This is a genomic window from Oleiphilus sp. HI0066, from assembly GCF_001635725.1.
On sequence record NZ_LWFH01000015.1, the window covers coordinates 1 to 1,407 of the forward strand.

Genomic DNA, 1,407 nt, shown 5'->3' on the forward strand with positions numbered 1-1,407 from the left:
TATCACCGCACTTATTGATACCTTGGCGCAATCTCCTGAAAACGACATGACCCTAATACAAGAGCAGGCGGATGGTGTTGGTGTTCTTATCGGCGAAACGATGAATAACGAAATTCGTTCCTATGCCTTAAGGGGCGCGGCGCAAGAGTTTAAATCAACGATTACTGAAGCAAGAGCTGGCACCTATGGGCAAATTGATAGTGCGTTTGAGCTTGTGCGAAATATGTTGGTTGCGACGATCGTAATGGTCATTGTTGTCGCGATTACTGTGGATTTAATGCAGCGTTTCATCGTTGGACGTCTTAAGTCTTTTGTTCCGGTTTTTGAGCGCTTCGCATCGGGCGATTACAGTGATCAAAATGATCTAGAGGCAAAGTCAGAAGAATTAAAAACTTTGGTAGCATCGACTAATGCAATGCGCACGGCTATGGTCGATTTGGTTGGAGAGATTCAAGATAAGTCGAACAGCGTCTCAAGCGTTAGCGAAGAAATGTTAGGTTTTGCACAAGGTCTTGCTTCGCAGAGTGACGCACAGTTTCAACAGACTTCTCAGATGACGGTGGCGATTGAAGAAATGTCAGCTTCGTTTAGAGAAGTTGCGCAAAGTGCAGCGGGTGCTGCCGTTGCTACATCGCAAGCAACGAAAGCGGTTGAAGAAGGGAATCAGTTGGTTCAAAACTCAGTGAGAAGTGTGCGTTCTCTTGTTGAGGGTGTTGGTCGTACGAGTGAAACGGTCAATAATTTGAGTCGTGATGCAGAAAACATTGGTGAAGTGCTTACCGTGATTGAAGGCATCGCTGAACAAACTAATTTACTTGCCTTGAACGCAGCAATTGAAGCAGCACGTGCAGGCGAAGCCGGTCGAGGTTTTGCAGTTGTAGCAGATGAAGTGCGTGGTTTGTCAGTGAGAACTTCTGAATCGACTCAAGAGATCAAAGACATTATTTCTCGCTTACAAGAGTCTTCCAATAGCTGTGTAGGGGTGATGGCGGAGCAAAGTTCATCAGCAGAGTATGCGGCTGAGCAAACTGAAAGTGCAGGGTGTCGGCTAGATGAAATCGTTTCTGCGATCACAAACATTCAAGACTTGAGTGCAACCATCGCTTCTGCGACAGAACAGCAGGTATCTGTTGTGAATGAAGTGGCTCAGAACGTGAACAGTATTCGTACTCTGAACGAAGAGAGTAATGAGATTGCGCAGCAAACAGATGCGAAAGCATCAGACTTGAACCTAGTGTGTGATCACCTTAATCAGCTAACCAAGAACTTTAAGATTTCATAGACGCTTGGTTTAGCTTCTTAACCTAAGGAACGTCTGAACCTATTCCGTTTGCTCTATTCCATGGCAGCGACTCTTGGGTCAGGCGTATCGTCTTCTACTAGGTCTCTGGCAAACGTGATGGTATT

At 45.7% G+C, this 1,407-nt stretch carries 1 protein-coding gene; it reads left to right on the forward strand.

Features of this window, described 5'->3' with window-relative positions; all coding sequences use genetic code 11:
- Nucleotides 1-1,282 (forward strand): methyl-accepting chemotaxis protein (locus tag A3738_RS00645; RefSeq protein WP_197473480.1); only part of this gene is annotated, 1,282 nt, incomplete at its 5' end.
- Between the last annotated feature and the right edge of the window lie 125 nt (nt 1,283-1,407).